General features: G+C 73.5%; 1 protein-coding gene. It reads right to left on the bottom strand.

Features of this window, described 5'->3' with window-relative positions; all coding sequences use genetic code 11:
* Positions 1-163 precede the first annotated feature (163 nt).
* A partial coding sequence (gene mreD / locus Z164_RS19755; protein WP_024889033.1) for a rod shape-determining protein MreD occupies positions 164-446 on the bottom strand: 283 nt, incomplete at its 5' end.

Raw genomic sequence — 446 nt, 5'->3', positions numbered from 1 at the left:
GCACGTAGTCGCCGTGGTCGAGCACCTGCAGCTTGAAGTACCAGGCCGCCAGGCCGCCCAGCGCCAGCACCACGCAGGCGAAGCCGACCAGCGCGCGGCGGCGGAACTGCTCCGCCTCGGCGGCGGGATTGCGCACCCGGCGCTGGCGCGCGGCCCCGATCATTCAGCGCGCCTTCCTGCGGCTGGCGCGCAGGGTATCGAGCAGCACGAACAGCGGCGGCCACAGCGCCATCTGGTTGCGGAAGCGCTGCAGGATGAAGGCCATCACCACCAGGCGCAACGCGTGCTCGCCCAGCAGCCCGCCGAAGGCGAGGTCGCCGATCAGCCCCACCGCGAAGGCGAAGCCCAGCCCGCGGCGGCCGTCGTCCTCGATGACCCAGTAGGCGACCACCAGCGCCAGCCAGTACGGGCGCAGCGGCTGCAGCGCCCCGGGCAGCGGCAGCAGG

The organism is Luteimonas huabeiensis HB2 (genome assembly GCF_000559025.1).
GTDB lineage: Bacteria > Pseudomonadota > Gammaproteobacteria > Xanthomonadales > Xanthomonadaceae > Luteimonas > Luteimonas huabeiensis.
The sequence above is the reverse complement of the archived record's forward strand: the minus strand, read 5'-3'. Positions and strand labels throughout refer to the sequence as shown.